19 protein-coding genes and 1 tRNA gene are annotated in these 24,245 nt (G+C 71.9%); 11 read left to right on the top strand and 9 right to left on the bottom strand.

Annotated elements, in window-relative coordinates; all coding sequences use genetic code 11:
• Positions 1-73: 73 nt before the first annotated feature.
• From AC07FY_RS10485 to AC07FY_RS10505, 5 genes are all read right to left on the bottom strand, one after another.
• Positions 74-628, bottom strand: coding sequence for a hypothetical protein (locus AC07FY_RS10485; RefSeq protein ID WP_479003477.1), 555 nt, complete (start codon positions 626-628; stop codon positions 74-76).
• Positions 629-677: 49 nt separating this feature from the next.
• Complete coding sequence (locus AC07FY_RS10490) at positions 678-3,665, bottom strand: ATP-binding protein (protein ID WP_479003480.1); 2,988 nt, start codon at positions 3,663-3,665, stop codon at positions 678-680.
• 7 nt (positions 3,666-3,672) lie between these two features.
• Entirely contained in the window at positions 3,673-4,221 is a 549-nt protein-coding gene (locus AC07FY_RS10495; RefSeq protein ID WP_479003483.1) for a hypothetical protein, read from the bottom strand.
• A gap of 77 nt (positions 4,222-4,298) precedes the next feature.
• Positions 4,299-4,580: a hypothetical protein gene (locus AC07FY_RS10500; RefSeq protein WP_479003486.1), complete on the bottom strand. Its 282-nt coding sequence runs from the start codon at positions 4,578-4,580 to the stop codon at positions 4,299-4,301.
• 60 nt (positions 4,581-4,640) lie between these two features.
• Positions 4,641-6,353, bottom strand: coding sequence for a conjugal transfer protein (locus tag AC07FY_RS10505; protein ID WP_479003489.1), 1,713 nt, complete (start codon positions 6,351-6,353; stop codon positions 4,641-4,643).
• Positions 6,354-6,620: 267 nt separating this feature from the next.
• Between AC07FY_RS10505 and AC07FY_RS10510 the strand changes: the two genes are divergently transcribed.
• From AC07FY_RS10510 to AC07FY_RS10560, 11 genes are all read left to right on the top strand, one after another.
• Positions 6,621-7,064 (top strand): hypothetical protein, encoded by a 444-nt coding sequence (locus AC07FY_RS10510; RefSeq protein ID WP_479003491.1) that lies wholly within the window; start codon positions 6,621-6,623, stop codon positions 7,062-7,064.
• A gap of 48 nt (positions 7,065-7,112) precedes the next feature.
• Positions 7,113-7,736 (top strand): hypothetical protein, encoded by a 624-nt coding sequence (locus AC07FY_RS10515; protein WP_479003494.1) that lies wholly within the window; start codon positions 7,113-7,115, stop codon positions 7,734-7,736.
• 29 nt (positions 7,737-7,765) lie between these two features.
• Positions 7,766-8,278, top strand: a complete 513-nt coding sequence (locus AC07FY_RS10520) for a hypothetical protein (protein WP_479003497.1) — start codon at positions 7,766-7,768, stop codon at positions 8,276-8,278.
• 66 nt (positions 8,279-8,344) lie between these two features.
• Positions 8,345-8,968, top strand: coding sequence for a hypothetical protein (locus AC07FY_RS10525; protein ID WP_479003500.1), 624 nt, complete (start codon positions 8,345-8,347; stop codon positions 8,966-8,968).
• 68 nt (positions 8,969-9,036) lie between these two features.
• Positions 9,037-9,972 (top strand): hypothetical protein, encoded by a 936-nt coding sequence (locus tag AC07FY_RS10530; protein ID WP_479003503.1) that lies wholly within the window; start codon positions 9,037-9,039, stop codon positions 9,970-9,972.
• Positions 9,973-10,033: 61 nt separating this feature from the next.
• Positions 10,034-10,663, top strand: a complete 630-nt coding sequence (locus AC07FY_RS10535) for a hypothetical protein (protein WP_479003506.1) — start codon at positions 10,034-10,036, stop codon at positions 10,661-10,663.
• Positions 10,660-11,679, top strand: coding sequence for a hypothetical protein (locus tag AC07FY_RS10540; protein ID WP_479003509.1), 1,020 nt, complete (start codon positions 10,660-10,662; stop codon positions 11,677-11,679). Before AC07FY_RS10535 ends, AC07FY_RS10540 begins: the two co-directional genes overlap by 4 nt.
• 76 nt (positions 11,680-11,755) lie before the next feature.
• Positions 11,756-12,136 (top strand): DUF4913 domain-containing protein, encoded by a 381-nt coding sequence (locus AC07FY_RS10545; protein ID WP_479003512.1) that lies wholly within the window; start codon positions 11,756-11,758, stop codon positions 12,134-12,136.
• 262 nt (positions 12,137-12,398) lie between these two features.
• Positions 12,399-13,094 carry a hypothetical protein gene (locus tag AC07FY_RS10550; protein ID WP_479003515.1) on the top strand — a complete coding sequence of 232 codons (696 nt, stop codon included), beginning with the start codon at positions 12,399-12,401 and terminating at the stop codon, positions 13,092-13,094.
• Positions 13,095-13,100: 6 nt separating this feature from the next.
• On the top strand, positions 13,101-15,218 hold the full coding sequence (locus AC07FY_RS10555) for a peptidoglycan DD-metalloendopeptidase family protein (RefSeq protein WP_479003518.1): 2,118 nt from the start codon (positions 13,101-13,103) through the stop codon (positions 15,216-15,218).
• Positions 15,219-15,319: 101 nt separating this feature from the next.
• Positions 15,320-17,056, top strand: coding sequence for a type IV secretory system conjugative DNA transfer family protein (locus AC07FY_RS10560; protein ID WP_479003521.1), 1,737 nt, complete (start codon positions 15,320-15,322; stop codon positions 17,054-17,056).
• A 149-nt stretch (positions 17,057-17,205) separates the two neighbouring features.
• Here AC07FY_RS10560 and AC07FY_RS10565 read toward each other — a convergent pair.
• From AC07FY_RS10565 to tmk, 4 genes are all read right to left on the bottom strand, one after another.
• Positions 17,206-17,279 (bottom strand) — tRNA-Thr (locus AC07FY_RS10565).
• Between the two features lie 145 nt (positions 17,280-17,424).
• Positions 17,425-18,984 carry an alpha/beta hydrolase gene (locus AC07FY_RS10570; protein WP_479003524.1) on the bottom strand — a complete coding sequence of 520 codons (1,560 nt, stop codon included), beginning with the start codon at positions 18,982-18,984 and terminating at the stop codon, positions 17,425-17,427.
• Between the two features lie 203 nt (positions 18,985-19,187).
• Positions 19,188-20,399, bottom strand: coding sequence for a DNA polymerase III subunit delta' (locus tag AC07FY_RS10575; protein WP_479003527.1), 1,212 nt, complete (start codon positions 20,397-20,399; stop codon positions 19,188-19,190).
• A 76-nt stretch (positions 20,400-20,475) separates the two neighbouring features.
• Positions 20,476-23,697: a dTMP kinase gene (tmk, locus tag AC07FY_RS10580; RefSeq protein WP_479003530.1), complete on the bottom strand. Its 3,222-nt coding sequence runs from the start codon at positions 23,695-23,697 to the stop codon at positions 20,476-20,478.
• Between the last annotated feature and the right edge of the window lie 548 nt (positions 23,698-24,245).

Below are 24,245 nucleotides of genomic sequence, written 5' to 3' on the forward strand. Positions count from 1 at the left end.
TGGCGCTTCGGCGCACGGACATCAACTTCCTTCTGGAGTTGCGCAACGGACGAGTGGCGGGCGGCGATGGGGACTACACGGGGAAGTAGTCCGTCATGAGGCAGCCTTGGACGAGGCCCTCACGCTTGATGTATCCACTCGGGACCTTGCTGTTGAACTCGGCCTTGCACGACGTGATGAGCAGGCCTGAAGCCTTCATTCCCTTTGCGGTGTCGGAGTCGCTGGGTACGACGGCGAAGTCCGCCCCGACCATGGCCATCCCGTCCTCCCCCGCTTCCTCCTTGGCCTTGAGGCCCGCGACGAACTTCTTCATGTCAGAGACGGTCAGCAAGGCAATCGGCTTGCCCCTCTCGGACTCGCAGAACGCCCGCTCCTTCACACCGCCCCCGGATCCCTCGGGCAGTTTCGCGAAAGCCTCCTTGGCGGCCCCGCCCGCCGTCGCCTCCGTCTCCAGGTCCTTGCACACGGCGTACTGGTTGACGAAGCGCTCCATCGAGGCGACGTCCTTCGCCTTCGGCAGGCTCTTTCCGTTGGTTCCCGTGGCCGCCTCCCCCTCCCCGCCGCAGCCCGTCAGGGACACGAGCGCCACGAGAGCGGCTCCGGCGGTGAGGGTCCTGGACATACGCATGGTGTCTCCTTTGGTACGGCGTACGAAAAAATGTCTGCGTGCGGCTGGATCACACCGCGGCAGTCCTCGCCGCCGCCTCCGCCGCGGCGTCCGCGGCCTGCCCGGCCTCCTGCATGAAGGTCCAGTCCCACACGCTGAGCGGCGGGTCGATGCCCTGCCGGGAGGGGCGGGTCGTGCCGTTGGTGTCCGTGGCGGCGAGGATCTCCTTGAAGACCAGGTCCACGGCGACGGTGCCCACCCGCTTGTCGACGTCGCGCTGCAGGCAGACACCGGTACGGAGCTCCTGCAGGGCGGAGACGACCTTGGCGTCGTTCTCCGGGCGTCCCAGCAGCGGCGCCACCAGCGAGGCCTCCTGAGCGGACTTCTGCTTGAACGCGAAGACCGTGTGGATCTGGTTGGCGCCACCGCTGCGGGCCTCGGAGTCCTCGATCTGGACGAGGTCGATGGCCTGCTGCGTGATCAGGACGGTGACCGCCAGGTACGAACGGCCCTGCTTCAGGGCGCGCCGCATCAGGTCGCGGCCGCTCTCGGTCGCGGTGACGACGTACGCCTCGTCGACGAAGAGCGCCTTGGGGCGCAGGCCGATCTCGCCCGTCACCGGGTTCTTCTCGTAGCCGACGTCGAGCATCTGGCTGCCGAGCTCCACGACCGCCATCAGCGCGGTCGCGGCGAGGCGCTCCGCCGGGTTCCAGTTCCGCGGATCCGGGGAGGACGGGGACTGGAAGCCGCGCAGGGTGATGACGGTGCGGCGCTTGCGCATCGCGGACAGGGTCTGCGGGCGCTCGGCGAAGGCCAGTCGCGCGTACGGCAGGGTGCGCAGCTCGGTGAGGAGCATCTGGGCGAGCTTGAGTTCCTTGATGGCTTCGCGGTCACCCGTGGACACCGCGTGGTCGTACGCGTTCACGACCTCGTCGACGACCTGCCACAGCGTCGGCCGCGGCACCTTCTGCTCGGCCTCGCGCGCGGTCAGGCCCTGCTCGGTGGCCTGGCGCATCGCGGAGTTGTACCAGCCGACCACGGTGGCCATGCCCTCGATGACGGGCAGCCGGACGCGCTGGTAGTCCTCGTCGCCGAGGAACCCGCGAAGCATCGACTCGGCGAGCAGCCGGCCCGAGGGGACGTCACGGGCGACCACCCACGGGTCGAGCACGCCGGCCTGGCCCTTGAGGAGGTCGACGACCTCGGTCTCCGCCCAGAACTCCGGGTTGACCGGCTGGAAGCGGCTGTGCTCCGTGCCGAGGAGGCCCGCGTCGGCGTCGTGCGCGAAGGCCGGGTCGTTCACCTGGGAGCCGAAGGCCAGGTAGTAGCAGAGCTGCGCGAAGTCGGTCTTGGGGTCGATGACCAGGCAGCGCACGCCCGACTCCGACTCCTCGTAGAACTTCTGCAGCGCGAGCGAGGACTTTCCGCCGCCGGACGCGCCGACGATGGCCAGGCCACCGCCGTCGTTGCGGGCCGGGCCGACGTGCAGGGAGTAGTGGACGGGCATCTTGCCGGCCCAGCCGACGAGGTTGCCGACCCAGCCGAGCTGCTTGCCCGACCGGTGCTCCGGGTTGTCGCCGAGCTCGGTGCCCGCCGTGGGCAGCCCGGCGCCGAGCTGCTCGACCTCCTGCAGGCGCAGGTACGGCGCGATGGGCAGCTTCGGCGCGTCGCCCGGCAGCTGGGACTGCAGCAGACGCCACTGCTGGCGGGTCGGGCGCAGCAAGGTGACCTTCAGGTCCTGCTTGAACTGCATCTCCAGGATGCGGCGCCGGCGCTCCAGCTCGCCCAGGTCGGGCGCGGAGATGGTGAAGCGGATCTGCGCCTCCATGCCCGGCATCTTGTGCTCGTCGACGTCGTCCAGGAGGTTCTGCGCACGCGTGACCTGGTTGGCGAGCTGGGTACCGGGCGACCGGCCGGAGTTGGCCATGTCGTTCATCTCGTCGACGAGGTTGCCGCTGATCTTCTTCGCCCGGTCCTTGAACTTCAGGTACGGGATCAGGGTGAACCGCATGTCGATCTCGACCGGGAAGTCGACGTGCTGCGACGTGTAGCGCGCCCAGGCGGTGGACTGCCGGAAGCGCGTCTCGGTCGGCCAGCTCGCGGCCACCAGGGTCGTCGTGTAGCTGGTGTGCTGCTCGCCGGTGACCTCGTCGTACTGGTGCAGCACGATGTGCGTCTTGTGGTTCTCGCCGGCGAAGTCGACGACCAGGTCGAACTGGTCCGGCCCCCAGGCGCGGGATCCGAGCACCGGCTCCGGCGGCACGGCGAGGTCGCCGTGGAGCGGCTTGCGGATCAGCCAGACCAGCTCCTCGCGGGCCAGCGGCACACCGTTCAGTCCTTCGAGGCTTTCGTGGACCTCGCGCGCGACCTGGGTCCACTGGGCCAGCAGGCCCGGCGACAGGTACTCGTCGTGGACGCCGGTGGCGGCCGCGGCCGCCTTGTCCGCGGTGCCGCGCAGGCCGGCCGTCAGGCCCGGCTCCTCGACCGGGTCGTCGCCGCCGGGCAGGACCCCGGTGCCGTTCGAGCCGCGCTTCAGGGAGCCCAGCTTGACCAGCAGGATGTTGCGCTCGCGGGTCGCCCCGATGCGCTCCTGGTACTCCGCCTTGCGGAGGTTGTAGGCCTTGTAGTTCTCCGTCGGGTCCCAGGCGACCGTGTTGAGCTGGTCCGCCCACTCCAGGGCGGTGATCGGCCGGTACACCTTGCGGTAGTGGCACTCGACGTTGCGGTCGCCGCGGGCGAGGTTGAGCAGGCCGCGGGCGGGGCCCTCGGCCATCGCCTGGAGTTCGGTGGCGTTGAGGTACTCGTCGATGGCGGTGGGCAGCACGAGGCCGGTCCACACCGATTCCCCGTGGACGAAGACCATGTCGTCGGCGTAGCGGTAGGGCAGCCGCATCTCCTCGCGGCGCGTGGCCTGGCCGCCCTTGTTCCGGGAGCCGCCCGAGTTCTGTGAACCGCCTGAACCCTGGCCGTCCTTGCCCTTTTTGGAGCCGACGGACGCGATGATCATGGCGATCACGAAGAAGGCGACCGCCCCGCCCAGAAGCATCATCATGATCATGAAGGACTCATCCTGCGGTCTCGGAGTGTGCGGTTGCGGCGTGGCCGCGGTACTGCCGCGCGGAGTGCGCCTGGGCCGCGAAAGAGGAACCGTGCTGCGCCGCCGTGGCCAGCGCCTCCTCGTATTGCCGTTGCCAGCGCTGCGAGCCGGGCTGCCAGAGGATCACCTGCCAGCGCAGTAGCTCGGGTTCACGGTCGGCTGCCAGCCCCTGCAGACGCTTGGGCTGGAACCAGTAGTCGCCCAGGACCACCAGCTGCTGGCTGAGGGTGAGGGCCGAGGGCAGCGGCCGGCCCCATACGAAGTAGACGCCGACCGGCGGCCCGATGTAGAGCACCGACGTCACCACCGAAATGCCCAGGAAGGGCAGGAAGGCGGAGAGCGAGAGCAGCAGCACCAGCCACAGGACGGCGAAGCCGAACGCCGCTCCCAGGGCCGGCAGCAGCAGGCCGGGGAGCGGGATGTTGCCCCAGTTCCAGATGCGCTTGGGCCGGTTGAGCAGATCCGTGTGGTCGTAGGCGATCATCGGCTCGGGTGCGTCCGGTGTGTCCTGTGCCATCAGCCGGTCCCCCTCTCTGACTGGTTGCGGGCCGCGAGTCACGGGTGCGGGCCGGACGGTGCCGGCCGCTCCCGGGCTCAGCTCTTGGCGCCGCCGCCACCGCCACCGTTGCCGATCTGGCCACCGAGGGAGATGAGCAGACCGGCGATACCGGTCGCGCCACCGATGATCAGGGCGGCGAGCGCGATCATGCCGAAGCCCTGGAATGCCTCGCGCATGCCGTCGCCGCGCTTCATCGAGAGCAGCATCCGGATGCCGAGGATGAGCAGGGCGCAGATCGCCACGGTGGTGCCGATGCCCATGAGGATCTTCTGGATCTCTCCGAACATGCCGTTGAGGGTGGTGGCCGCCAGGTTCATGGCGCTGTCCTTTCACTGAGGTGCGTGGGAGGGGTGTGGATGTACGTCGGTGGGGCGTGGTCAGGGGGACTTGGGCGCACCGGAGGCGGCGGGTGCGGCGGGGGTGCCTTCACCGGCCGCCGGTTCCTCGGGGGCCGGGGCGGCGGGGCCCGTCGCCCCGGCGTCCGCGCTGCCGCCCGTCGGGTCGAGAACCCCGCCGCGGATGTCCTTGATGAACCAGCCCTGGGCGGTGTTCACCACCGTCAGCCGGTAGGAGCGCTTGACGACCGTGGAGGCGGGGGCGCCCTTCCCCGGGGCCGCCGCGCCGCCCCAGGTGACCGTCACCCGCGCCTGGACCGTCTGGCCCTGCCCATAGGTGATGTCGGCGTTGGGTTCGCTGCCGGCCGGGGCGAGCGCCGCGACCTCCTGCACCTCGGGCGAGGTCAGCACACCGGCGAGGCCCGTGGTCGCCGGCAGACTCGCGTCGGTGGTCGTGAAGCGGGTGAGGCCGGTCGCGTCGGACGCGGCCCATGCCTTGAAGAAGCCCGGCAGGACCTTCACCTTGAGCTGGTCGGAGAGCGTCTGGTCGACGACCTCGTCGTCCTGCTTGACGACCGGCACGGTCCCGCGCGAGGCGAGCGGCATCTCGCCGACGTTGCCCGCGATGCGCAGACCCGATCCGCCGACGGGGTCCTTCACGTACACCGGCACGGAGAGGGTGGTGATGCGGCCGGTCGACAACTTGACCTGGATGCCCAGGTAGCGGCCGTTCGCCCCGTACTCGGGGAGTTCCTCGATCGTCCCGTCCCACTTGGCCTGGCGGACGCTCTGGGTGCCCTGGCCGGTGATGCCGCAGTCGCGGTCCACGCCCGACGAGGTGTAGCGGGTCAGGGATTCGCGGCGCTTGTCGGCGTTCTGCGGCGAGTACGTCATGCAGAGCGTGGCGTACTCCTCCGCGAAGGTCGCCGCGGCGGCGACCGGGAACTCGGTCAGCCGGTAGCGCTGCCGGTCTTCCGCGGACAGGTCGGCGCTCTGCACCGCGACGGACGACTTGCCGATGACCAGGCCCGCGACGCCGCAGGAACCCAGGGCGAAGACGCACGTGGTGATCAGCACGGACGCGCGGACCGCCACATGGGTCCGCCGGCCCTGCGCGGGCAACCGACCGCCGGGGCGCGGCACGTCGAAACCCGCGCCGGCCGCGGTGCGCGCGGGGGTCTTGGACTGCGGTGCGGCGGGGGCGGTGGGACCTGAAGCGGCGGGGGCGGCGGAGGAAGCGGCGACGGGATCGGCAGCCGCCGGCGCGGGCGCGGCGGCCGCGTTGCCGCGCCCCTTCTTGCGGCCTTCGCGCTCGGCCTTCTTCTGCTCGTACGCGGCCTTGCGCTCCGCCCGCTTGGCGTCCTGGGCGGCCTTGCGCTGGTCCTTCTTCGACCCCGCGGACCGCCGGTCCACCTGCGGCGGCAGGACCGGCACGGCCGCTTCGCCGGGCGGAACGGGGCCGGGCCGCGCAGTGCGCACCCAGGCCGCGGCCACCTGCGCGCGGGCATCCGGCGAAGGCTGCTGCTGCGGCGCACCAGCGCCGCCCGGATAGCCGTAGGGAGTGGACGCCTGCGGCTGAGGCTGGGACTGCTGGGACTGCGGAGCCTGCCGCGACTGGCCTTGGTGCGGCTGCTGCGACCGCTGTGCGCCAGCGGGCCATCCGGGGCCGAACTGCCCTTGCTGCCCGGAAGGCTGGCCCCCGTCGACCCCGCCAGCAGAGCTGTTGTGGTCCGTCATCGAGTCCGTCTCTCCCACGCGTGTGATCCCCCTCCGCCGGCCAACGGTTGGCGGGCCCCTGGTGAGGCCAGGTGCGGAACGGCAGTGTGGCAAACGCAGACGACAACGCCTCTCCCCTTTTCCCCGTCGGGAAAGAGTGAGGAAAGCCGAGGAAAGAACGAGGAATCCCCGGAGGCGATTCCCGGAGCCCTGGGACGGACCGGGCCGCCGGGCCCTCCGCCAGAATGGGCGCTCGCGCCCGGGCCACGGGCGACGAGCCGTCCCCCACCCTGCGAAGGACGAGAGTTGAGCGAGCAGTCCGCCCTCCCCCAGGCAACCGCCGACGCGGCGCCCGGACCCGTGACCGAAGCCCGGGATGCCTGGATCGACGGTTACGAGCCCGGCAACCCCTGGCTGTCGAAGCTCTGCCTGCGCACCCCGCAGGGCGTCGTCTCGTACCCCCTGACCCCGCACACGATGCCCGAGCTCTTGGAGGGGCTGGTCATGGTGGCGCAGGCCCAGCAGGGCACGACGGGGATACCCGTGGAGGACGAGCCGGCCGACGACCCCGACGGCAACGGCGGCGGCCAGGACCAGGACCAGGGCGCGAGCATCCACGACGGCCGCGCCGCCCGCATCACGGGCTGGGCCGTGGTCCACGACCTGTGGGAGGAAGGCGACTCCCGGGTCCGCTTCATCATGGGTGCGGTGGTCGTCTGCCTGCTGATACTCGGGTTCGTCCTGTCCTGACCCCATGCCACGATGCCCACACGTGAACCGAGCGAGGAGCTTCAGACGATGCTGACGGAGACATCGGGCCGCACGGCCCAGGACCTGGCCGCCGAGCTGGAGGGCCTGCGCGGCGTGGACTGGGCCGCGGTGTGGGCGGGCCCGCCGCAGGGCGGGTCGCCGGAATGCCGCGCGTGGTGCGCACGCTACGGCTGGGAGCCGAAGACGGCCGATCGCAACCTCGTGGTGCGCAGCGCGGCCGGCGGCAGGTGGACGTTCGAAGCGAACGGCAACTGGCACCCGGTCAGGCGCCTCACCCACTGGGCGTGGCACCTCAATGCCGACGATGCCTCCGAGAACCCCGGTCTCCTGGCCCGCGCTGCCGACGAATGGCCCGAGTTCCTCAAGGCAGCCGAAAGCGTGCTGGGACCTGCCGTATGGCACGGCGCCTGGGACGCACCGGACTTCCCGGAGCCGCCGGAACCGGGGTTCTGGGAGAACCGTGCGTACCGCCTCGAGACCCGTACCCCCTACCGGATGGCTTACTGGAAGCCGGTGGGCGAACACCCCGGTCAGGCACTCATCGTGCTGGTGCAGTCGGTGTCGTTCACGGCGTGGACCGCTGACACGCCTGGTGGTTCACGGATCCGGCTCACCGTGAATGCCCCTGAGGGGTCACGGAGGAGCCGGTGAGACCGGACGCTCCCCCGACCCTGGCAGAGGTGGCCAGGGCGTTCGCCTTCCAAGAGGAACATGCCGCAGCAGAACCGCGCGACCAGCAGGCCGGGGCCGCGATAGCCGGCAGGCTCTACAGCGACTACCTGTCGACGATCGACCCCGAAGCCGAAGGGCCGAAGCCGAGCCTTCTGCAATACATCGAGAATCTCGCGGAGACCGACTCGGTCACCCATGAGGACCGGGGCCCTCACCGTGCGTTCTGGTCCTACCAGTCCGAACTCGAGGGCGTGGACACACCCGTGCCCAACCGCTTCCTGGCACGGGCGTGTGGAGAGTCGCGCGGGCTGCAGGTGCTGGAGGACACCCCCGCCGGGCACCGGCTCAACGGTTACTTCCTCGGCAACGAATACGTGGTGGATGCGCTCGCCCAGCACTTCAACTTCGACCCCGAGGAACTGGACACCGCCCACGGCGCGGCCTGGGACACCCTCTCGGAACGTTTTGCCGAGGCCACCCAGGGTTTGGCGGTCCCCTTCGCCGCCGGGATCGAGCACTGACCGTCGGGTCCGCCACGATACGGACACACCGACCTCACCCATGTACCGAGCAAGGAGCACACGAGGATGCTGACCGAGACGACGGGCCGCACGGCCCAGGACCTGGCCGCCGAGCTGGAGGGCCTGCGCGGCGTGGACTGGGCCGCGGTGTGGGCGGGCCCGCCGCAGGGCGGGTCGCCGGAATGCCGCGCGTGGTGCGCACGCTACGGCTGGGAGCCGAAGACGGCCGATCGCAACCTCGTGGTGCGCAGCGCGGCCGGCGGCAGGTGGACGTTCGAAGCGAACGGCAACTGGGACCCGGTGTTCCGCCTGACCCACTGGGCATGGCGCGTCGCGGCTACTGATGCATCCGAGAACCACGGTCTGCTGGCCCACGCGGCCGAGGAGTGGTCGCAGTTCCTGAGGTCGGCCGAGAGCGCGCTGGGACAGGCGGCCTGGAACGGCAGTTGGGACGCGCAGGACTTCCCGGAGCCGCCGGAGCAGGACTTCTGGCCGGACCGGGCTTACCGCCTCGAGACCCGGACTCCCTATCGGATGGCGTTCTGGAAGCCGGTGGGCGAACACCCCGGACAGGCGTTCTTCGTCCTGAGGCAGTCCGTTTCCTTCACGGCCTGGACCGCCGATGCACCAGGCACCTCCCAGATCCGGTTGTCCGTGCATGCCCCTGACGGCTCGCGGAGGAACCCGTGAGACCGGACGCTCCCCCCACGCGTGACGAGATAGCCCGGGCGATCGTCTTCGAACAAGAGCAGCGTGACGTGGAGCCGGCCACCGAGGCCGCCGGACGGGAGGTGGCGAGCCGTTTCTACCGGGACTGCCAGTCAGCCCAACCGGGTCGGGCCACACCGGATCTGCTGGGGTTCATCAAGCATCTCTCGGAGCAGGAATCCGTCACCAATGAGGACCGGGGCCCCGATCGGGCCTTCTGGTCCTTCAAGTCCCAGCCCGAGGGGGCGGACAGGGCAATCCCGCATCGGTTTCTGGCGCGGGCGTACGGAGAATCACGTGGCCTCCAAGTACTGGAGGACACTCCGGCGGGGAACCAGCTGAATGCCTATTGCCTCGGCAATCCCAACGTGGTGGACGCGCTCGTCGAACACTACGGCGTCGATGCCGACGAACTGGGCACCACCCACGGCATGGCCTGGGACACACTCTCGGACCGGTATGCCGAGGCAACGGAAGGGCTGGTCATCACCTTCGCTGCGGATATCACCGAAGACTCAGTACTCGGCAAGACCGAGATGCCCCAGCTTCTCCGGAACCCCAACGTCGGCATGGAGGGCATCAGGTTCGCGGTCCCGATGCCGCGGCATGAGCACCTGCCACCGGATATCGATGCGTTCATCGCCAACGACCCCGTCCGCTGCCAGCTGCTCATGGGGGACTACGACGCCGCGAAGTCCCCCGAGACATTCGCCATGAAGCTGAACTCCATCGACGTCCCCGAGGACCAGGAGGAGGCGCACGCGGAGATCATCGACCGGCTGTCGACGGCCGACACCTATGAGGAGCTGAACCCGGCGACCCCCGAGGCGAAGCGGCAGAGCGTCCGCACCCATTCCTTCCTTCCCGGCGTGAACGTGAGCCACGGCGTCATCCCCGCCCCCCGCAGCGGCGGCCTCACCAGCCACGGAGCCATCGAGCCGGTGGCCCCGCACATCGCCCCGAAACCCGCCGGGATCGAGCACTGACCGCCCTGCCTGCCACGATGCGGGCGTCTGCACGCATGTACCGAGCAAGGAGCAGAAGAGGATGTTGACCGAGACGACGGGCCGCACCGCCCAGGACCTCGCCGCCGAGCTGGAAGGGCTCCGGGCGATTGACTGGGCATCGGTGTGGGCGGGACCGCCGCAGGGCGGTTCTCCGGAGTTCCGGGCGTGGTGCGAGCGCTACGGCTGGGAACCTCAGACGTTCGACCGCCAGCTGGTGGTGCGGACGCCCACGGGCGGCCGGCTGACCTTCGAATCCGGTGGCTTCTGGAATCCGGTCGAGAGCCTGTCCCACTACGGGTGGCAGGTGAAGGCCGGTACCGCGGAGGAGAACCGCGCCGTCCTCGACCTGGCCGCCGAGACCTGGCCGGAGTACGTGGCAGCGGCCGCCGGGGTCATGAAGGCACCCGCCTGGGCCGGTTCCTGGGACGCCGCCGACTTCCCGGAGCCTCCCGCCCCCGGCTACTGGCCCGACCGGGAGTTCCGGTTGAAGAGCCGCCGCCCGTACCGGTTCGCGTACTGGGGCGGTACGGGGAACGGCGGTGCGGCCGAGCCGTTCATCGTGCTGAGCCAGTCCATCGCGTTCCCCACCTGGGCCGCGGACATGCCGGGCGCGTCGGCGATCTCCCTGGAGGTCCGCCCGCCCGTCGAAGTCCTGCGAGCCCTTCGATGACGGACTCGGCGCCCCCGACCCCTGAGGAGATCACCCGCGCGATCGCCCTCCAGGAGGCGGACCGCGCGGGCAAACCGCGCACCGCGGCCGAGGCCGAAGCGGTGACCGCCCGCATCTACGCGGACTGGCGGACGGCGCACAGCGAGGGCCGCCCCACCCCCGACATCGCCTCGTTCATACGGGACGTCGCCGCGAACCGGTCCGTCACCAACAAGGACCGCGGCGTCACGCGTGCGTTCTGGTCGTGGAAGTCCCAGCCCGAGGGCGCGCCCCGGGTCGTGGACCACCGCTTCCTGGCGCAGGCGTGCGGCGAGAGCCGGTCGTACCAGGTGCTGGAGGACAGCCCCGCGGGGCGGCAACTGGACTCGTACCAGCTGTGGGAGCCCTCCGTGAAGGAGGCCCTGGTCAACGACTTCGCCCTGGACGCGGCGGAGGTCGACGCCCTTGCCCCGGAGGTGTGGGCCACCATTTCGGGGCGCTACGCCGAAGCGGCCGAAGGGCCGGTGGTCGCCTTCTGCGCCGACATCGGGGCCGGCTCGATCCTCGGGAAGGACGAGCTGCCGCGGCTGCTCGCGCACGAGAAGGTCGGCAAGGAGAACGTCGGGTTCCCGCTGCCCGCACCCCGTCACGACCACCTCCCGCCCGAGGTGGACGAGTTGATCGCCAACGATTCACTGCGCTGCCAGGTGCGGATGGAGGACTTCGACGCGCAGAACACCTCGCCGAAGGACTTCGCCGCGCGGCTCGGCGCCCTCGACGTACCCGAGAACCTGCGGGAGGCGCACACGTCCGTGCTCTCCCGGCTCTCCTCGGCCAACAGCTACGACGAGCTGGCCGCACCGGCCGCACCGGAGACGAAACAGCACACCGCGTCCGCGCGGGCCGGTGCCTTCCTGCCCGGTGTGACCGTCCGGCCCACCGCCGCACTGCCCACCCCGCGCGGGCCCTCCACCCACGGTGTGAGCAATCCCCTGGCCGCCGAGGTGGCGCCGAAGCCCCTCGGCATCGCGCACTGACCGGCACCCGGCACCCGGCACCCGCCACCCGCCACCCGTCGAACTTGCAGGACAGTCCCACATGGAGGACCCACCCATGAGCACCACCGCCGACGCGCAGCAGGCGTCCGAGGAAGAGGTGGAGTTCTACTTCGCCGACGTCTTCGTCTTCGTCACCGAATACCTTTCACAGATGGTGCGGCGCCGCGTAAACGGCTCGACCGCCACCTGGTGTCCGCGCTGGTGGGAGCACCCCGAGGCCGGCGCCCGGCTCTCCGCGCTGTGGCTGGCCTGGGAGCACCTGCGGCACGATCCGGCCCTGGGCATGTCCACCTGGTGGCTGCACCACGCCGACCCGCATCTGCGGGTGCTGATGGACGCGGACATGGGCCCCTTCGCGGCCTGCTCGCCCAAGGACGGGCACACGGCCTATCCCTTCGAGCCGCTGCCGGTCGACCCCCACCCCGATGACGCCTGACGCCTGACGCGTCACACCGGCTCACGCATGGCTCCGGCCGAGGACGGCAAAGGCGGCGCACCCGCCCCATGAGCGCGGCCGGTGAGGATTCCGGGAACTTCTTCACCGAGCCTTCGCATGGATGCGCGGACACGACCCGGCCCGAACCAGCGCCGTTTTCCTCACCCTTTCCTCGCCTTTCCTCGCGAGGAAAAGACATGCGTCATCCGCCGTCCCTCCCCCTACCGTGTCCGGGCGACCTGACTGAGGGAGGCCCGGGACGGTGGAGTCACCTGCCGAGAACAAGCGAAGCGCGGCACTTGCCCTGGTGGTACTGGGTGTTCTACTGATCGCCTCGCTGGTGGTGTTCACCGTCTTCGACGGCGAGGACGACACCGAGAACCCTTCCGACGGCAAGGCCCCCGCCACATCAGGGCAGGGCAAGGACGCCGGGGCGACCGGTGGCGGCGGGGGAACCGGCGGTACGGGGCAGCAGGCCGGTGCCAAGGGCGCCGACGGCGTACCGCCCATCATCACGCCGGAGGAACTGGGCGAGGCCCACCGCACCATGGCCGCCTACATGGCCGGCCTGAGCACGTACAAGCACACCGACCAAAACGACAGCTGGGCCAAGCCGTTGCTCGAACTGACGGTCGGCGACAAGCAGATGAAGTCGCTGACCGCCCTTCCCACGGCGAAGGACTGGGGCACCTGCCAGGCCACCCGCTGCTCCTCCGTCGGGAAGGCGACCGTGGTCCGCGACGGCATGATCGCCCAGGATCTCGTCAACGGCGGCGGCAGCCTGGTGTCCAGCGTCGTCTCGCTCACCTCGACCCGTTCCGAGAACGGCAAGCAGACCCGTACGGAGACCAACTCCTGGCTGGTGAGCTCCCGCAAGGAAGCCGGCTCCTGGAAGGTGTCCGCGTTCAACCTGCAGGGCCTGGGCAACGTGGGCGCGTCCGACGAAGCGGGGGAGTGAGACTCGATGGTGGCTCCTGCCGTACTGGCGGCCGCGTCGAAGGCCGCCAGGGTGGCGAAGACGGCCAAGATGGCCGCCCAGGTGGCCGGAGGCCAGGGCGGCGGTGGCGGCGGCAAGAAGAAGGACAACGGCAGGATGCTGCTGCTCGCCGGCCTCGGCGGGCTCCTGCCGATCGGCGCCATCGGCTTCGTCGTGTTCCTCATGCTCGGAGCCCTGATCGGCGGCATCGGGGGCGGCGCCGCCCAGGCGGCCTGCGGCAACTACGCGCAGAACGCGGGCGGGGGCAACACCAGCGACCAGGCGGCCACCAACCCGATCATGCCCGCGGGCAAGATCTACCTGCCCAGCGAGACGGCCCGCAACGAGATACCCCCGCGGATGATGCTCGCGGCGATGCGGGCCTCGGCCCGCTACGAGGGCCTCGACTGGACGATCCTCGCCGGTCAGATGTACCAGGAGACCAAGTACGGCCAGGACCCGTCCGCCGCGCCCGGGGGCAAGAACAGCGCGGGCTACATGGGCCTGCTGCAGTTCGGCCCTCCCGCCTGGAAGGACTACGGCGACGACGGCAACGGTGACGGCAAGAAGGACCTGTACAACATCGATGACGCGGCCTTCGCCGGCGCCAACTTCATCCACGCGCTGAAGGTCGAGACGAAGCCGTGGGAGGCGCTGCTCGGCTACTCCGGGTCGCTGGCGAACAACACCGTCTACCCCCGCGTGGTCCTCACCCAGGCGGCCCGCTACCGCGGCAACCTCACCGGCGACAAGAAGCTGATCGAGGGCTGGTACGCGCACCTGAAGGCCACCGTCGACAAGAACCCCGACTTCCCCACGCTCGGCCGGCAGTCGGACATACCCGCGCCCGTCGACAACAACGCGCAGCCGACCGAGGCGCTGAGCATCGCGACGTCCCCGCCGCGCTCCTGGTCCACCCCGCCCTACCCGGGTGACACCGCACGGACGGACCGGGCCTCGGCACCCCGGAGCGGCCAGGGCGGCGGGGGCAACGTGGCGAGCGCGAACCTGAGCGACCGGATGCAGACCGTCGCCCTCTCCCGTCCGCTGCTCAAACCGGCCGAACCGCCGGCCTCGAACGGCAAGGACTGGCAGTGGCCGTTGAAGGAAGGCTCGTACACGGTCGGCACCCCGTACCACCAGAGCGGCCCCAGCTGGAGCCTCGGCTACCACACCGGACTCGACCTCCAGGCTCCCGCCGGCACCCCGATCTACGCGCCCGCCGACGGCAAGGTCATCAAGGTGACCAGCGGCGGCTCGTACGGCAACGAGACGCACATCGAGCACGCGAACGGGGTCGTCACCCTGTACGCGCACCAGACCAAGGCCATGGTGACCCAGGGCGCCTCCGTCAAGCGCGGCGACCAGATCGGCACCGTCGGCAGCACGGGCAACTCCACCGGCCCGCACCTGCACTGGGAGGTCCGCCTCCCCGGCGTCGACAACCCGTTCGTCCCCGGCCAGGACAACGGCCCCGGCATGATCGACCCGAAGGGCTGGCTGGAGGGCAAGGTCTCGGCCGATCCGGACTACGGCACGGTGCCCGGCGGCGACGGGAGCAAGGGCAAGGACGCCACGTACGCCTCGTGTGCCAAGGACGGCAAGGGCACCGCGGTTCCCCCGGACGGCGCGGGCGTCACCGGCGTACTGCCGGGCGCCGACGACCCGGTGGTGCGTGCCGCGCTCCGCTGGGCGCAGCGCGGCATCGGCCAGCCGTACGTCTGGGGCGCACCGCGGTTGCAGGGTGACAACCCCGTCTCCTTCGACTGCTCCAGCTTCACGCAGTGGATGTACTACCAGGCCAGCGGCGGCAAGATCAACATCGGCTCGGTCACGTACGACCAGGAGGACAACCTCCACGCGTCCAAGGTGGAGCTCAACCAGGCGCAGCCCGGCGACATCATCTTCTTCCGGCCCGGCCCGAACGGTTCCGAGCACGTCGGCGTCGTGTGGGACCCGGCCGGCAAGAAGATCCTCCACGCCCCTCGCAAGGACAAGAACGTCGAGTTCAGCAGCTGGGAATGGCAGGGCCAGATCACCGGCGTGTACCGAGTCCCGATCCCGGCCGGCACCAACCCCGTCGAGGGCGGCGGCGAGCACGCGTAGCGGTCGGCGCAGGACGCCCGACGTCCCGGAATGCACCAGCAGCAACGGAGCGGATACCTCTTCCGTCCCACATCCGCTCCAGCGGAAGGAAAGTCCTGACCATGGCCTCACCCCAGCAGAAGAAGCCCCGCTCCGACGAGGACTGGACGATCGAGATCGCCTGCCTCGTCGGGGGGCTCCTGGCCCTCTTGTGCGGCGCCTGGTTCGCCGCCCGCCTCGGCGCGTCCTTCGGCGGTGAACCGGCGCCGCCGGGCGACCCGTTCTCCTTCGCCGTGGCCCTGGTCACGGGTGACTACTCCTGGCCGCACGGCGCGGCGAACGCCGCCGCGGCCGGCGAGGCCCTGCTGCTCGCCGGCGCCGCCACCGCCGTGTACCGGATCCGCCAGCGCATGCGCAACAAGCCGGACGTCGACGCGGCGGCACGCCACCTGGCCCAGGGCGAGGAGCTCGGCAAGCTCACGATGAAGGGCGCCGCCGCCACCGCCGAGCGTCTGGGCGTGGACAGCCGCTCGCCGGGCGTATTCATCGGCCGCTCCCTGCGGGGACGGCAGCCCCTCTACGGCTCCTTCGAGGACATGCACGTCGACATCTGGGGTCCCCGTACGGGCAAGACGACCCGGCGCGCCATCCCCGCGATCCTCGACGCCCCCGGCGCGGTGCTCGTCACCTCCAACAAGCGCGACATCGTCGACGCCACCCGCGGGCCGCGCGAGGCGCGCGGCCAGGTCTGGGTCTTCGACCCGCAGCAGGTGGCCCAGGAGCCGCCCGCGTGGTTCTGGAACCCGCTGTCGTACGTGACGGACGTCGCCAAGGCCCGCAAGCTGGCCGACCACTTCGCTTCGGGCTCGCGGGACGCCGACGCCTCCACGGACGCGTTCTTCGACCCGGCCGGACAGGACCTGCTCGCCAACCTCCTGCTCGCGGCGGCCACCGCCAAGGCCCCCATCACGCAGATCTACACCTGGCTGGCCAACCCGAAGGACGACACCCCGGAGCGCATCCTGCGCGCCGCGGGACACCTCATGCCGGCCGACTCCCTGTCGGGCGTCATCACCGCCCCGGACAAGCAGCGCAGCGGCATCTACGGCGTCGCCCAGCAGATGGCGTCCTGCCTGGTCAACCCCGAGGTCAACAAGTGGGTGACGCCGCTTGCGGCCACCGACGACCGTCCGGAGTTCGACCCCCGCGCGTTCGTCCGCACCGACTCCACCCTCTTCTCGCTCTCCCGCGAGGGCAGTGACTCGGCGGGCCCGCTGGTGACCGCGTTGACCGTCGCGGTCGTCGAGGCCGCCGAGGAGTACGCCACCACCCAGCGGGGCGGCCGGCTGTCGCGCCCGCTGGTCGGGGTACTGGACGAGGCGGCGAACGTCTGCCGCTGGCGCGCCCTGCCCGATCTCTACTCGCACTACGGCTCGCGCGGCATCATCCTGATGACGATCCTCCAGTCCTGGGCCCAGGGCATCGAAGTGTGGGGCGAGCGGGGCATGGAGAAGCTCTGGTCGGCCGCGAACGTCCGGGTCTACGGCGGCGGCGTCTCCGACACCCGCTTCCTCGGCGACCTTTCCGAGCTGGCGGGCGAGTACGACCTGCGCGAGTTCAGCACGACCCGTGAGTCGGAGTCGTACGGCTGGTCCGGCAACCGCAGCATGAACGAGTCCGTACGCCGCGACCGCGTCCTGAAGGTCTCCGACCTGGGCGCGATGCCCCCCGGCCGGGCCCTCGTCCTGGCCTCCGGCACCAAGCCGGTCCTGGTCGAGACGATCCCGTGGTGGCAGGGCCCGTATGCCAACGCGGTCAAGGCATCCCTGACCAAGCACGACCCCGGCGCCCGCGCCTGACACCGGCGCTGATCACCCGCCTGCTGCCGGGCCGTCCCACTGCATCCTGTTCCCCGGGTCAGTGAGGTACGACCCGGCCGCGCGTGACACCTGGCCGCGAAATAGCAAAACCCCCAGGTCACGGCGAGTGAGTCCTGGGGGTTCTACAGAGCCGCCTTCGGGATTCGAACCCGAGACCTACGCATTACGAGTGCGTTGCTCTGGCCAACTGAGCTAAGGCGGCACCGCTGGTCAGACAAGTATTCCCTCGAAGAGGTGCTCTCATCAGCAGCGGCGCCAAGTCTACAGGCTCCTGAGCGGTGCCCCGAACCACTTTGTTCGAGGGTGGGGGGATGGGTTCGTAGCGGGACAAAGGGGGCGGTCCCGGCTCAGCACTTCCTGCCGTCCTCCGGGGCCTTGCCCTCCAGCAGGTAGCGGTTGATCGCCGTGTCGATGCAGTCGCTGCCGCGGCCGTAGGCCGTGTGGCCGTCGCCGTCGTAGGTCAGCAGGGTGCCCGACTCCAACTGGCCCGCCAGCGCCTGCGCCCACTTGTACGGGGTCGCCGGGTCGCGCGTGGTGCCGACCACGAGGATCGGGGGGGCACCCTTCGCGGCCAGGGGCTTCGCCGTGCCCGTGGCCTTGACCGGCCAGTACGTGCAGTTCAGCGAGGCCCAGGCCAGGCCCGTGCCGAAGACGGGGGACGCCTTCTCGAAGGAGGGCAGGGCCGATCGCACCGCGTCCGGGCCGGTGAACGCAGGGGGCTGGTCCAGGCAGTTGACGGCGGCGTTCGCGGACATCAGGTTGGCGTACGTGCCGTCCGGCGAGCGCTCGTAGTAGCTGTCGGCCAGACTCAGCAGGCTCGCCCCGTCGCCGTCCATCGCCGCGGTCAGCGCCTCCCGCAGCTGCGGCCAGGCGCTCTCGTCGTACAGGGCCGCGATCGCTCCGGTCGTCGCCAGGGCCTCGCCCAGCGGCCGGGCGTCGTCACCCGAGGGCACGGGCTGGGCGTCGAGCTTGCGGAAGAACTCCTTCAGGCGCGCCGCCATCGCCTCCGGCCCGCCCGTGCCCAGCGGGCACTCGGCCTGCTGGGCGCAGTCCTTCGCGAAGGCGGTGAAGGCCGTTTCGAATCCGGCCGTCTGGTCGCGGTTCAGGTCGAGCGCGGGGCGGGAGGGGTCCATCGCGCCGTCCAGCACCAGCCGCCCGACGCGGCCGGGGAAGAGCTCCGCGTACGTGGCCCCCAGGAAGGTGCCGTACGAGGCGCCGACGTAGGTGAGCTTCTCGTCGCCGAGCACCGCGCGCAGCAGGTCCATGTCGCGGGCCGCTTCGACCGTGGAGACGTGCGGCAGGACGGCTCCCGAGCGCGCCTGGCAGCCGGCGGCGAACTCCTTGAAGGCCGCCACCAGCAGCGCCTGCTCGGCCGCGTCGTCCGGGGTCTGGTCCACCTGCGTGTACTTGTCCATCGCCGGTCCGGTCAGGCACTCGACGGGACTGCTGCGGTCCACCCCGCGCGGGTCGAAGGAGACCATGTCGTACCGGGCGCGGACCGGCGCGGGATAACCGATCCCCGCGTATGCCTGCAGGTAGCCGATGCCGGATCCGCCGGGCCCGCCCGGATTGACCACCAGGGAGCCGAGCCGCTTGCCCGGTCCGGTGGCCGGGCGGCGGGCGACGGCGATGTCGACGTCCCGGCCGGAGCCGGGGTCGGCGTAGTCCAGCGGGGCCTTCATCGTGGCGCACTGGAACCCGGGGACACCGCAGTCGCGCCAGGTCAGCTTCTGCTCGTAGTACGGGCGCAGCGCCGCCGGGTCGGCGGACGGCTGCGCCGACCGCGGACCGGCGGACGCGGAGGCCCGCGGTCCCGCCGAGGACCCGCCGGAGGTGCATCCGACGAGCAGCAGCCCGACGGCCGCCATCACGGTCCCGGTGGTACGCAGCACGCGACTGGTGTCCATGCCCGGAGACTACGTCCTGCCGACCGGTGGCAGCCCGCGGCCGACACCCGGGCGGCGGCGCCCCTCGGCGCGGCCCCTGCCGGGCAGGGCAGGGACCGGGAACGGGCCGGGACCGCCTCGAGCCGGGCACCCGGTCCGCCCGTTCGGGTGAGCCGGTCAACCCGGTGTGGACGCGGGGAGCCGGGGGCGGGTGCCGGGGCGGGTCAGCCCGCGCGCAGGGACATGGTCATCGCCTCGACCGCGAGCAGGGGGGCCACATTGCGGTCCAGGGCTTCCCGGCAGGCGATGATCGCCTCGATCCGCCGCAGGGTCCGCTCGGGACCCGAGGCGCGGGCGATCCGGTCGAGGTCCGGCCGTATCTCCTCGTTGGCGATGGCCACGGACGAGCCGAGCTGAAGGGCCAGTACATCGCGGTAGAAACCGGTGAGGTCGGTCAGCGCCAGGTCCAGGCTGTCGCGCTGGGTCCGGGTGCGGCGGCGCTTCTGCCGGTCCTCCAGTTCCTTCATCACGCCCGCCGTGCCGCGGGGCATCCGGCTGCCGGCGCCCGCCTGGGCGCCGAGTGCGGCGCGCAGCTCCTCGGTCTCCTTGCCGTCGACCTCCTCCGCGACCTGCTTGGCGTCCTCCGCGGCGGCGTCGACCAGCTCCTGCGCGGCCTTGAGGCAGCCACCCACGTCGTCGATGCGCAGCGGGACCTTCAGCACGGTGGCGCGGCGGGAGCGGGCGTCCTCGTCGGTCGCGAGCCGGCGGGCCCGGCCGATGTGCCCCTGGGTGGCGCGGGCGGCGGCGGCGGCCACGGCGGGATCGATGCCGTCGCGCCGGACCAGCACCTCGGCCACGGCCGCGACCGACGGAGTGCGCAGGGTCAGGTGCCGGCAGCGGGAGCGGATCGTGGGCAGCACGTCCTCCAGGGAGGGCGCGCAGAGCAGCCACACCGTGCGCGGAGCGGGTTCCTCCACAGCCTTGAGGATCACATTGCCCGCGCCTTCGGTGAGCCGGTCGGCGTCCTCCAGCACGATGACCTGCCAGCGGCCCACCGCCGGGGAGAGCTGGGCCCGGCGGACCAGCTCGCGGGTCTCCTTGACACCGATCGACAGCAGGTCGGTGCGGACGATCTCCACATCCGCATGCGTGCCGATCACGGTCGTGTGGCAGCCGTCGCAGAACCCGCAGCCCGGCTCGCCCCCGAGGGCGCGGTCGGGACTGGTGCACTGCAGGGCGGCCGCGAAGGCACGGGCGGCGGTGGATCGACCCGAACCGGGCGGCCCGGTGAACAGCCACGCGTGGGTCATTCTGGAGGCCTCGGGCAGCGCCTCCCGGTCCGCGACCGCCGTGACCAGGGCGTCGGCATCGCGGGCGGCAGCGGCCAGCTGCTGCTGGACCCGCTCCTGTCCCACCAGGTCGTCCCACACGGGCATCCCGCCCCACCACCTCTCACTTCACTCTGCGTGCACCCATTGTGGCGCGCGGCACTGACAATCCGGTCGCCCCGGCTCAGCGCCGCCGGCGTCGGCCCCGCCCGTCGTCGTCACCCTGCTCGTCCTCCCGGCCGGGGCCCAGCAGCTCGTCCGCCAGCGTCGGCAGATCGTCCAGCGGGGTCTCCTCGGCCCAGTCCGGCCGCGGTCGGCGCGGGCGGCCGTCCTCGTCGAGGACGGGGAGCTCGCGCGTCCGGTCGTCGCCCGCGGAACCGGCGCTTCCGGAGTCGCGGAAGATGCCCGGCGGCACCCGGTCGGCCGGGCTCTCCTCGGGGCGCCGCGCGGTTGGCCGCGAGGCCTGGGGGCGTACGGGGGGCAGCACGGCGGTCTCGTCCGTCGGGCGGGCCGGGCGGACCGGCGGCAGGACGGCCGTCTCGTCCATCGGCTGGACCGGCGGCTTCGACACGTCGACCTTCGGGACGGGGACGGTCTGCGTGATGTCGTCGGGCTGGACCACCCGCCGCAGCGCCGGGGTCTCCAGCGTGACGGCGTCGTCCGGATGCGGACCGTCCGTATCGGCAGCCGGAGCCGCCGGATGGGCAGGAGCCGACGGCGCCGCAGCAGTCATCTCCTGAGACTGAGACTGAGCCGGAGCGGGCGTCGGCGCCGGAGCGGCCGCGGCGGCCGAAGCCGCCGCAGCAGCCGAGGCCCGCGCCGCCGCCTCGGCGGCCGCTGCCGCCGCCAGCCTGCGCGCCTCCTCGGCCTTCAGCAGGGCCTCTTCCGCCCGCCGCTGCTTCTCCAGCCGGCGTTCCTCGGCCTCGGCCCGCAGCCGGGCCTCCTCCTCCGCCTGCCGGCGCCGTCGCTCCTCCTCGGCCGCCCGAGCCTTCTCCTCGGCCTCCGCGCGCAGCCGCTCGGCCTCGGCCCGGGCCCGGGCCTCCTCCTCGGCGCGGAGCCGCTCCTCCTCCGCCAGGCGCGCGGCCTCCGCCTCGGCCTTGATCCGGGCCTCCTCGGCCTCCCGCGCGAGGCGGGCCTCCTCCTCGGCCTTCAGCCGGGCCTCCTCCGCCTTGCGCGCGGCTTCTTCCTCCGCCCTGCGCCGGGCCTCCTCCTCGGCGAGCCGCCGGGCCTCCGCCTGGGCGGCCACCTCCGCCTCGGAGAGCGGGAGCATCCGGTCCAGCCGGTGCCGGACGACGGTGGTCACCGAGTCCGGGTCCTGACCGGCGTCGACCACCAGATAGCGCCCGGGATCGGACGCGGCCAGGGTCAGGAATCCGGACCGCACCCGCTGGTGGAACTCCGCCGGCTCCGACTCCAGCCGGTCCGGGGCCTCCGTGAACCGCTCCCGCGCCGCCTCCGGCGACACGTCGAGCAGCACGGTCAGGTTCGGGACGAGGCCGTCGGTCGCCCAGCGCGAGATCCGCGCGATCTCGGTCGGGGATAGGTCGCGGCCCGCGCCCTGGTAGGCCACGGAGGAGTCGATGTAGCGGTCCGAGATGACCACCGCACCCCGCTCCAGGGCCGGACGGACCACCGTGTCCACGTGCTCCGCGCGGTCCGCGGCGTACAGCAGTGCCTCGGCCCGGTTCGAGAGCCCGGCCGAGGAGATGTCGAGCAGGATCGAGCGCAACCGCTTGCCGACCGGGGTGGCCCCCGGTTCGCGGGTGACGACGACCTCGTGGCCCTTGCCCCGGATCCAGTCGGCCAGCGCCTCCACCTGAGTGGACTTGCCGGCTCCGTCGCCGCCCTCCAGGGCGATGAAGAATCCCGTGGCGGACGGGGCCTGCGCCGGCTCCCCGCCGCGCAGCGCCTCGCGGAGGTCGCGCCGCAGGGGTACGCCGCTGCGGTCGTCGGCCTTGGCGAGGACCACGGCCGCGACGGGCAGCAACAGGGCGCCGACCAGCATCAGGGTGAAGGCGGCGCCGCCGTGTGCGACGACGACCTCGCCGCTGCCCAGCCGGTGCGTCCCGATGACCCCGGCGAGCACCGGGGCGAGGACGGCCCCGAGCGCCACGGCCACCCGGACGACCGCGTGCAGGTGCTCGGTGATCCGGCCCCTGCGGAACTCCTCGGTCTCCTGGTCCAGCAGGGTGTGCCCGGTGTTGGCGGCCACACCCGCGGCGGCGCCGGCGAGCAGCGACAGGAAGAGCCCGGTGGCCGTGTCCGGGACCAGCCCGGTCAGCAGCAGTGCCAGCCCGGTCACCGCTATGGCCAGAGCCAGCAGGCGGCGGCGGGACAGGCCCGGCAGCACCTTGCCGGCCTGGGTGGCGCGGACGCCGACGGCGGTGCCGCCGACCAGCGCGAGGACGAACAGGGCGAAGGCGGCAGGGCCGCCGCCGAGGTCGAAGGCGTGCAGGACGGCCACGGCCACGGCGCAGGACACCGCTCCGGCGACCGCCGCACAGGCCAGGACGAGCACCGGCACGGCCCCCGTACGGCCCTTGTCGGGCTTGTCCCCCGCCTTGGGGGCGCGCAGGCCCTCCAGCGGCGAACGCGGCCGCGGGGTCTTCGACCCGGGCAGCACCAGGGGCAGCAGCAGCGAGACGGAGGCGGCGAACAGGCCGGCGGCCACGTACGAACCGAGCGCGGCCTGGTTCGCGGCGAACCAGTCGACGCCGATCCCAAGGGCCTTGCCGACCAGGGTCGCGGCGAGCAGCACGGCCGCGGCGACCGGCAGCGCCGCGAAAGCCGTACGCAGGCTCAGCCGGCGCAGCGCGTCCAGGTGGTCCGGAAGCGGTCGTACGGTCGCGCCCTCGGGCGGCGGCGCCGGCAGCAGGGCCGGGGCGGCGCTCTCCTTGGCCAAGGTCCACAGCCGCTCCGCGGCGCCGGCGACGAAGACCGTGGCCAGCAGCGCGGTGAGCGCGTGGGCCGGGATCCAGTCGAGCCACAGCGGAGCGACGACGAAGAGCCCGAGCCGGACACCGTCCGCGCCGATCATCGTCCAGCGGCGGTCCAGCCTGCCGCCGGGGGCGAGCAGGCCGGAGAGCGGTCCCAGCAGGACCGCGCCGAAGAACAGGGTGGCGAGGATCCGGACCCCGAAGACGACGGCCACGGCGAGGGCCGCGCCGCGGTAGCCGCCGCCGAAGGCTCCTTCGGTGACGGCGGCCTGCAGGGCCAGCAGCACCAGCACCAGCAGTGCGAGGGCATCACCGATGCCGCTCACGAGCTGGGCGCTCCACAGCCGGCGCAGCCTGGGGGTGCGCAGCAGGGCGCGCAGCGCGCGCTCGCGGGAATCCGCGGCTAGGGCTTCGTCGTAGGTGGGGTTGGCGGGGGCGGTCACGACCGTTGGCTGCTCGGCTCGCGTCATCCGCCCAGCCTATCCGCTGCGCTTGGCAGCTGCGGAGGCCTGTGGACAAGGTCCACTGTGACCCCGCACCCACCTTCCCGGGACTCCGCCCCGGCCCCCGGCGCGGGCCCCGCCGGACAGGTCCGAAGGGACGGCACCGGCTGCGCCGGTCCTCCGGGGCTCTGCCCCGAACCCCGCGCCTCAAACGCCGGCGAGGCTGCATCGCCGACCTTCGCCCGAGGGGCACACCCGAGCCACGCCGGCCGCCGCAGCGCCACCCCCACCCCGCCCCCAAACCCCGGCAAGGCTGCATCACCGACCTTCGCCCGAGGCACAGACCCGAGCCACGCCGACCGCCGCAGCGCCACCCCCACCCCGCGCCCAAACGCCGGCAAGGAGGGACAGGCCGCCCGATGGCGGCAGGGGTCCGCAGGGCCCCGCATGGCGCAGGACCCCGTGCTGAGCGCACGGGGTCCTGTTCGCCTGAGGACGGAAGCCGGAGGCGGCGGTGCACCCCGGCCCGGGTCTGCCCCGGCCCGGGGCGCGGTCAGAGTCGGCCCGGCCGCGGT

Source organism: Streptomyces sp. NPDC045967 (assembly GCF_056430495.1).

Excerpts from the sequence above, each read along its gene's own strand:
- AC07FY_RS10485 (WP_479003477.1), bottom strand. The coding sequence starts at position 628 with ATGCGTATGTCCAGGACCCTCACCGCCGGAGCCGCTCTCGTGGCGCTC.
- AC07FY_RS10490 (WP_479003480.1), bottom strand. The coding sequence starts at position 3,665 with ATGATCATGATGATGCTTCTGGGCGGGGCGGTCGCCTTCTTCGTGATC.
- AC07FY_RS10495 (WP_479003483.1), bottom strand. The coding sequence starts at position 4,221 with ATGGCACAGGACACACCGGACGCACCCGAGCCGATGATCGCCTACGAC.
- AC07FY_RS10500 (WP_479003486.1), bottom strand. The coding sequence starts at position 4,580 with ATGAACCTGGCGGCCACCACCCTCAACGGCATGTTCGGAGAGATCCAG.
- AC07FY_RS10515 (WP_479003494.1), top strand. The coding sequence starts at position 7,113 with ATGCTGACGGAGACATCGGGCCGCACGGCCCAGGACCTGGCCGCCGAG.
- AC07FY_RS10525 (WP_479003500.1), top strand. The coding sequence starts at position 8,345 with ATGCTGACCGAGACGACGGGCCGCACGGCCCAGGACCTGGCCGCCGAG.
- AC07FY_RS10535 (WP_479003506.1), top strand. The coding sequence starts at position 10,034 with ATGTTGACCGAGACGACGGGCCGCACCGCCCAGGACCTCGCCGCCGAG.
- AC07FY_RS10540 (WP_479003509.1), top strand. The coding sequence starts at position 10,660 with ATGACGGACTCGGCGCCCCCGACCCCTGAGGAGATCACCCGCGCGATC.
- AC07FY_RS10545 (WP_479003512.1), top strand. The coding sequence starts at position 11,756 with ATGAGCACCACCGCCGACGCGCAGCAGGCGTCCGAGGAAGAGGTGGAG.
- AC07FY_RS10555 (WP_479003518.1), top strand. The coding sequence starts at position 13,101 with ATGGTGGCTCCTGCCGTACTGGCGGCCGCGTCGAAGGCCGCCAGGGTG.
- AC07FY_RS10560 (WP_479003521.1), top strand. The coding sequence starts at position 15,320 with ATGGCCTCACCCCAGCAGAAGAAGCCCCGCTCCGACGAGGACTGGACG.
- AC07FY_RS10570 (WP_479003524.1), bottom strand. The coding sequence starts at position 18,984 with ATGGACACCAGTCGCGTGCTGCGTACCACCGGGACCGTGATGGCGGCC.
- AC07FY_RS10575 (WP_479003527.1), bottom strand. The coding sequence starts at position 20,399 with ATGCCCGTGTGGGACGACCTGGTGGGACAGGAGCGGGTCCAGCAGCAG.
- tmk (WP_479003530.1), bottom strand. The coding sequence starts at position 23,697 with ATGACGCGAGCCGAGCAGCCAACGGTCGTGACCGCCCCCGCCAACCCC.